The 7,117-nt window shown below is 66.6% G+C and carries 5 protein-coding genes; all 5 read right to left on the reverse strand.

Translation table 11 applies throughout. The annotated features are described in order from the left end of the window. The coding region (locus HMPREF1138_RS10315) for a DUF418 domain-containing protein (RefSeq protein WP_009059604.1) at window positions 1–1,344 on the reverse strand (1,344 nt) is incomplete at its 3' end. A gap of 97 nt (window positions 1,345–1,441) precedes the next feature. Continuing rightward, complete coding sequence (locus tag HMPREF1138_RS10320; RefSeq protein ID WP_009059606.1) at window positions 1,442–2,167, reverse strand: hypothetical protein; 726 nt, start codon at window positions 2,165–2,167, stop codon at window positions 1,442–1,444. Between the two features lie 200 nt (window positions 2,168–2,367). Continuing rightward, on the reverse strand, window positions 2,368–3,021 hold the full coding sequence (locus tag HMPREF1138_RS10325) for a hypothetical protein (protein WP_009059603.1): 654 nt from the start codon (window positions 3,019–3,021) through the stop codon (window positions 2,368–2,370). 151 nt (window positions 3,022–3,172) lie between these two features. Beyond that, window positions 3,173–3,913: a type 1 glutamine amidotransferase gene (locus HMPREF1138_RS10330; RefSeq protein ID WP_009059605.1), complete on the reverse strand. Its 741-nt coding sequence runs from the start codon at window positions 3,911–3,913 to the stop codon at window positions 3,173–3,175. Next, window positions 3,910–5,220 carry a Mur ligase family protein gene (locus HMPREF1138_RS10335; RefSeq protein WP_009059602.1) on the reverse strand — a complete coding sequence of 437 codons (1,311 nt, stop codon included), beginning with the start codon at window positions 5,218–5,220 and terminating at the stop codon, window positions 3,910–3,912. Before HMPREF1138_RS10335 ends, HMPREF1138_RS10330 begins: the two co-directional genes overlap by 4 nt. Window positions 5,221–7,117: the final 1,897 nt, after the last annotated feature.

A 7,117-nucleotide genomic window follows, 5' to 3' on the forward strand; every position in this document is an offset into this window, starting at 1 on the left:
GGGCGCCACGGGCAACGCCGGAAGCGGCAGCGCCGACGCGGTGCGGGCCACCAGCCAGCGCAGCACACGCTCGGCGGGACCACGCGTGGCACCCATGACATCCGAGACGACGCATCCGATCCCGATGACCGCCCACACGCCGAGCGCGATTAGCCCGGCAACGGCGACACCCACCGACCTCACACCGACCAGGCCAAGCGTCAGGAAGACGGCCACGAAGACCAGCGTCTGCGAGAGGTAGGCGGTCATGGAGCGTCGGCCAATCGCACTCAGGAACGAGCGAACGGCCCCCAGTTCCTGTCTCGGGGCCTCGCCCACCTGCGCCGGGGCCTCGCCCACCTGTGCCACGGCCTCGCGCGGACCTCCCCCCACGAGGGCCAGCAGCGCCAGCCATCCGCAGGCGCCCGCGACGCCCGTCGCATGGTAGAGAACGAAGGTCCCCCCGACGGACCACACCTGCGCCCAGTCCAGCTGTCCCATCGCGTAGGGCAGAGCACCGAGCGCCCCGACGAGGAGCCCCACACCGGCGATCACGCACAGGGCGCCCCGGTGCCCCCTCGGATCCTGCAGCGCCCCCCAGCGCGCGACGCCCACGCCGATCATGACACAGGGAACAACAAGGGACGTCAGTGGCGTCAGGAGGGTGGAGACGATCCACGAGCCGAACGACGTGAGAGGGTAGGTGGCCCTCAGGACTGACGGGCCGTGATACTCGAGGTTCATCAGGCCTGCACCCGCGGCCTCCGCCATCGCGCCGAGGGTCAGGAGGCTGAGCGCCGCGACGCACACGCCAACCACGACTCGTGGCCACGAGCGCCGCATGACGATCAGCTCCGCGCACATCACCGCGACCAGGCCGTAAGCCCCAATAATGTCGCCCGAAAAAACGAGGCTATGGACGGCACCGATCACGATCATCCACCAGCCGCGGCGGCGGATCAGGCGCGAGGCCGCGCGGCGAGCGCGAGCTTCCACGGCCTCGTTGAAGATGTGCCACTGCATGGGAGTCCACCCGGCGCTCAGCTCGCGGGGCAGGGGATCGAGCGCGGCGCGGCGCTCACGCTCGATCGTGCGCCGGGCCATGATCACCATGCCGAAGCCGAAGAGGATCGAAAAGAGGGGGTATGCGCGGCGATCGACGAGCATGGCGCGCACGAGGAACCACCACTGGTCGGCGCTCGTCATCGCGTCGAGCGCCGCAAAACCGGCCCTGGGGTGCTCCGGGAAAAAGCTCACCCAGAAGGGCACGTTCGCGAGGGCGATGAGGGCGAGCATGAAGCCTCGCGCGACGTCGGGCGCCGGGAAGCGCACCTGGCGCTCTCCGGTGAAGGACAGGGTGGACACTCGGTTTCCTTTCACTGCGCACGCGTGCCCTCTCGAGCACACGGAGGGGGCGAGGCCGGGGAACCTCCCAGGACTCGCCCCCTCGTCGATGCGTCGGTCAGCGGATCGCCGCCATCATGGCCTGCTGGGTCATGAGGCGCTGCTTCTTGCCGGCACGCACGATGAGGACGATGCCGACAATCACCGCGACGAGGCCAAGGACGCCGACGATAGTGGCCCACACGAACGACATGATGAAGGCCATCATCATGTCGTCGACTTTCATGGGGAAGGCCATCAGTTCCGCGTTCGCCGGCATGCCCTCGCACGACAGCTCATAGCGCCCCGCGGGCACCATATCCGTAGAGAACATGCTTCGGTCCGTCGCGCTGTAAGCCCTCAGCTGGTACTCGGCGCCGGTCGAGTCCTTGAAGGAACAGGACGAAGCCTCACCGCCGCTGATCATCACCGAGTACGGACCGGTTTCCTCCACCGTGACGGAACCTCCATTGTGCAGGTTTGTACCCTCGGAGAACTTCTCAAACGAGCCCCCCACCCCGTTGGCCAGCGTCACGAACATAACGGCCGGGGCGACGAAAGACATGACAATGATGCCGACGACGAGCGTGATCACGCCGGGGACTCGACTCGGCATCTTCGGGAGCTGGACGGCGACGGGGCCGCCCCCATACCCAGCGCCCTGGTAGCCCGGCGAGGCGGCACCCGGATAGCCCGCAGGTGCGGCACCCGGGTAGTCCGTGGTGGGGTCAGAAGCGTTTTCACCGTACTGTGGCCAGGGCGTGTTCTGATCGCCCGAGGCTCCATAGGGATTCGGATTCGACATGGATGTATGCCTTCCTCGTGGAATGTTGTTCCAGCATAGCAACGCGGCACGCGTCCTGAACAGTGCGGCGGCGTCGGTGACACGCATTGATGACTCTCGCCGGTCCCCGTTTCCTCCTTCGGGGCACAGCACGGGCGGACGACAAAGGGGACGAGGCCAGGCAGACTTTCCCCGGCCTCGTCCCCTCCTCGACAGGCGGCTCAGCGCGCGGCTCTCATCGTGGCTTCACGCATGATGAGGCGACGCTTGCCGTTCACCTTGACCAGGAGGACGATGCCGACGATGAGGACGATCACGCCGACAACACCGACGATGCTTCCCCACAGGAACGGCATCGTAAAGGTGTCCCTCACGACCTCGGGAGTCGCGTTGTATGCGGTGATGCTCTCGTTGCTGGGGATGGCCGTGCAGTCCAGCCGGTAGGACCCCTCGGGAACGTCAGACGCCATGTACACGCCCTCTTCGCGTTCATAGGGCACGAGCTCGTAGCTCACGTTGGCACCGATGAGCGAGCAGGAAGGATTCTTATCCGCGTCGCTCCTCACCATGAAATGGCCGTCAGCGGTCACGGTGACGACGCTGTCATTGGCGGTGGTGCCACCCTTGATCGACCCGCCTTCAGTACCGGCAAGAGCGGCGAACATCATGGCAAAGGTAACGATCGGCGCAATGACGACCATCATTACGACGCCGAGGACGAGCGTGGTGACGGCGCGGCCGCGACCGGGCAGCGTCGGTGCGGTCACCGGCGCGGGAGCACCGTAGCCCTGCGGGGCTGGACCACCCGCGCTGGGAGCGTCGTTCGGGGGCATCGCATGGGGCTCGCCCGAGGGACTGTAGGAGGGACTTGACATATCTATTCCTTTCCTTCGAAATACGCGACTCAGCATACTATACAGCCACAACCGAAACACCCTGCGCTCACGTAGTGCGTCGCAGAGCCCCACGGGGATCGGCGAGGGGTCAATGGGCCGACGGCGTCTCGACCGCCGGCTCGGGGAGTAATTAGGACAACTGGACGCCGGCCAGTCGCTCGGCGCGCAGCTCGGCGACGCCCGGAACCTCGAGGGGTTCCAGCGTGGCGCCGGTGGCGCGCTCCAGCAGCAGGTCCGCCAGTTCGGGATTGCGGGCCAGAGCGGGCCCGTGCATATAGGTGGCGATGATAGATCCCTGAACAGCGCCGTCGTAGGCGACACGGTCCGGCTCACGGCCCTGCGGCGTGCCGTTGCCGACGCCCGCGACGACGCGGCCGAGGGGGGCCGCGTCGGGCCCCAGGACTGTGCCGCCGCCGTGATTTTCGAAGCCGGTGAGGGGCTGGGTGAGGCCGTCAAGGAGGGGAACGGTCACGAGCTCGCCGATGGCGCGGTGCCCCTGCGGCTCGGTCGTAATGTCGAGGACGCCCATGCCGGGAACGCGCAAGCCGCGCGCATCCTCGTACCAGTGGCCCAGGACCTGCAAGGAGGCGCAGATCGCCAGGAGGGGGCGGCCCGCGTCGAGGGCCCGGGACAGGCCCGAGGTGCCGCGGAACTTGTCGGCCGCCAGCGCCTGCGCGGTGTCCTCTCCCCCACCCAGCGTGTAGATGTCGAGGCTGTCGGGGATGTCCTCGGTCAGCCCGACGTGGACGACCTCGGCCTCGATGCCGCGCCTGCGGGCTCGCTCAGCCAGGATCAGGGCGTTGCCCGTGTCGCCGTAGGTGCCGAGCACCTCGGGCATGAGGACACCAATTCGCAGGGTGGAAGCGCTCACCGCTTGCCTTCCTTTCGGTCGAGCACGATCTTGAAGTCGCGCATTGCCGTGTAGTTGAGGAGTACCTCGACGCGGCCGGGCTCGCACAGGGCCAGGGCGTCCATGGGCAGAGCGACGAGGTCGCAGTGGACCCCCTCGTATTCGAGGCGCACGGCCAGGTCGGCGCCGCGCTCGCCGCAGGCGATGACGCGTCTGCCGGGCCGGTTGACGCCGGAGAAGTCCACGTCCCACAGCCACGAGAGGTCCTGCCCGTCGGGGACCTGTCCGTTGACACCGATGACGACCTGGTCGACGCGGGGGTCGACCATCGTCATGGCTTCCTGCCAGCCTGCGGGGTTCTTCGCGAGCATGAGGCGCGCCTTGCGCCCATTCACGTCGTGGACGGAGTAGCGGCCCGCAACTTCGGTGACGGAGCTGACGGCTGCCGCGGCTGCTGCCGGGTCGATTCCCATGGCGACCGCGGCGGCGACGGCCTGGGCGGCGTTGCCGAGGTTGGCGCGTCCGGGGAGCTTCAAGTCAAGGGGGACGGCCACGTCGCCGGGCCCATGCAGGAGGGCGCGCGGCCCTTCGGGGGCCAGTTCGACGTCGCTCAGCCACCAGTGGGGGGCGGGGCGGCTGACGAGGTCGGGAAGCTCCTCCCCGTCGAAGGCGGGGATCAGGTGCCAGTCTTCGCCGCTACGAACGACGCGGCCGCCGCGGGGGTAGGCGGCGGAGTCGCCGCCCCATCCGGCGCCGGCGGCGACCCACACGACGCGGGGGTTGTCCGCGGCAGCGGAAACGATGAGGGGGTCGTCGCAATTGGCGACCACGACGGCGTTCGGGTGCGCGGCGGCGCCCGCGCGCAGGCGCTTTTCGACCGTGCCGATCTCGCCGACGCGGTCGAGCTGGTCGCGCGAGAGGTTGAGGTAGACGAAGACGTCGGGGGCGACGTCCGCAGCGACCGCTGGCACGTGCATTTCGTCGACTTCGAGGGCGGCGCGCGAGGCCCCCTTGCCCTGCATGAGGGCGGTGATGACGCCGGAGGTCATGTTGTCGCCATTGATGTTGGAGGCGACGGGTCCGGCGCTCTCGAGGGCGGCGCGGACCATGCGCGTCGTCGTGGACTTGCCGTTCGTTCCGGTGACGATGACGGAGGAGAAGGGGGCCGCCAGCTCGGCGAGGAACTTCGGGGAGATGCGCAGGGCGACCTCCCCGCCGATCATGCCTCCGGATCCGCGCCCGAGGGCCCGGGAGGCGAAGCGGGCGGCGGCGCCGGCCGCGTTGGCCACGCGCGAGCGGACCGAGAGGTGATGCGATGATGTCGTCATGCATCCAGGTTAGCGCCTGCGGGGGTCCGCTCGCGCCGTCGGGGCCCGTGCTACACGCCCCGTGGGACGAGGCCGGGGCACGGCTGGGCGGAGCTGGCGAGTGCGCGACACGCCGAATGGCACCTGGCCTGCACGAATAGTGCCGCATTGCATATCGACGTTATCCACGCCATGTCACTGTGAGCGCATCGATATGTCCCACCGGTTAATTCACGCCCGGCCCGAGACGACCCACGGGACGGGCAGAGTCGAAATTCTGCACATTTCCAAGGAAAAAATGTCCCCGAAACAAACGCGCAGATCAGAGGCCATTTGGGGAAAAATGTTGCGGATGAGACGCACGCTGTTTTCGGACCGTGTGCACATTTGTGCGAAGTGGCGGCGACACAGATTATCGACTACCGAAACCCGCCGTGACCTGGTAAAACTGTTTTCAGCAGGCGAGAGCCTGTCGCCTGTTCCAGGCTTCGATCGCGGATCCTGTGTGCCCCCGGATCCACGATCGAAATACGCTGCGGGACTCATCCCTCGGATGGGTCCCGCAGCTCCTTGTTACCTCACTGTCGAGGCGCCACCACAGTAGCTACTATCACCGTCACTGTCGCTGCGCGACGTTGTCCTTGCCTACGGCACCACTGCCACTGCCACTGCCACTGCCACTGCCAGCGTATCCGGGTAGCTCCCTCCCACGTCCGTCGTCCACACAACCTCCATCTCCGCGCGTCACCCTCCCGTGCCCGCCTCCGTCTGCGTTCGTCCCGCGGCCGCGCCAGCCTCCGTGCGCGCCTCCGTCTGCGTTCGCCCCGCGGCCGCGCCAGCCTCCGTGCGCAGGCCCGCGAATTCGAGCCTGGGCCCTCTAATTCGCACGTGGGCCCGCTAATACGAGCGTGGGCAGCCCCGCCCAGACACGGAATAGCGGGTTGACGTGCGAAATAGCCGGTGAGCGTTCGCAATAACGGGTTCGTGTGCGAGCGACACACCATGTCCGAGACAGTTTTGCCCACAACGCAGACCAACTCGCCCACGACACCCCATTGTCAGCGTTTTTCGCCGAGGTGGTCTGCACTTTGGGCGCCACGCCGCCCCGAACCGCGACCTCACCGCCACCAAACAGGGGGAATTGTGCTGTGAGAGGTGCACGGTCGAGCTTGGCCCACGTCGAGGGCGTCGCCAAACGGGGGAAATTGCAGCATTAGAGGCGCGACACGCCGGCGACACGCCGAAGCAAAGCTTCTAATGGTGCAAAACCCCCATCGCCAAAGATGCGATCGAAGACCCTGTATCCAACAGCAGACTCGCCACATCACGACGGTACTCCGGTGTCAAACGACGACGAGTTCCCATAACAGGCACCTCACTGGCCGCAGGCACTCACACCCGCTTGACGAAGTGCCAACAACACAAGCCAAACCCCAGCTCGCACGTGGATAGGTAACGCGCATGTGGATAGGTAACGCGCATGTGGATAGGTAACGCGCATGTGGATAGATTAATAACCTATCCGGATGCTCATAACCTATCCGGATGTCGATAATCTATCCGCGTGCGGTGTGGGCGCCTGTTGGCAGGTGCAAGCGAGCGCCGGTCGGGCGTCGCCGACGGGGCCTTGCTGCACGGGCGCGGGTAGGGCAGCGCTGATAAACGTCGATGGAGACGTCGTCGGCAATGGCGGGGGCATCACGGTCGGACAGCTCCGCGACAGCACATGTTGCCGATGGGGCAATCCGCCCAATCAGGAAGATTCAACGCCTTGTGATCGCGTGAAATCCTCCCTAACGGGTTGAAAGCTTCCAATCAGTTGCAATTTTCTCGACCGGGCTGAGCCTGTCAATTTTTCTGTGTATGGGGGTTAGAGGTAGGGGGTGATTCGGTCGGGGTAGGCGGTGGTGAGTTGGGC

This window comes from Actinomyces sp. ICM58 (assembly GCF_000283035.1).
Taxonomy (GTDB): Bacteria; Actinomycetota; Actinomycetes; order Actinomycetales; family Actinomycetaceae; genus Pauljensenia.

What these genes read in the sequence shown, in the direction of transcription:
- HMPREF1138_RS10320 (WP_009059606.1), bottom strand. Translation starts at nt 2,167, where the DNA reads ATGTCGAATCCGAATCCCTATGGAGCCTCGGGCGATCAGAACACGCCC.
- HMPREF1138_RS10325 (WP_009059603.1), bottom strand. Translation starts at nt 3,021, where the DNA reads ATGTCAAGTCCCTCCTACAGTCCCTCGGGCGAGCCCCATGCGATGCCC.
- HMPREF1138_RS10335 (WP_009059602.1), bottom strand. Translation starts at nt 5,220, where the DNA reads ATGACGACATCATCGCATCACCTCTCGGTCCGCTCGCGCGTGGCCAAC.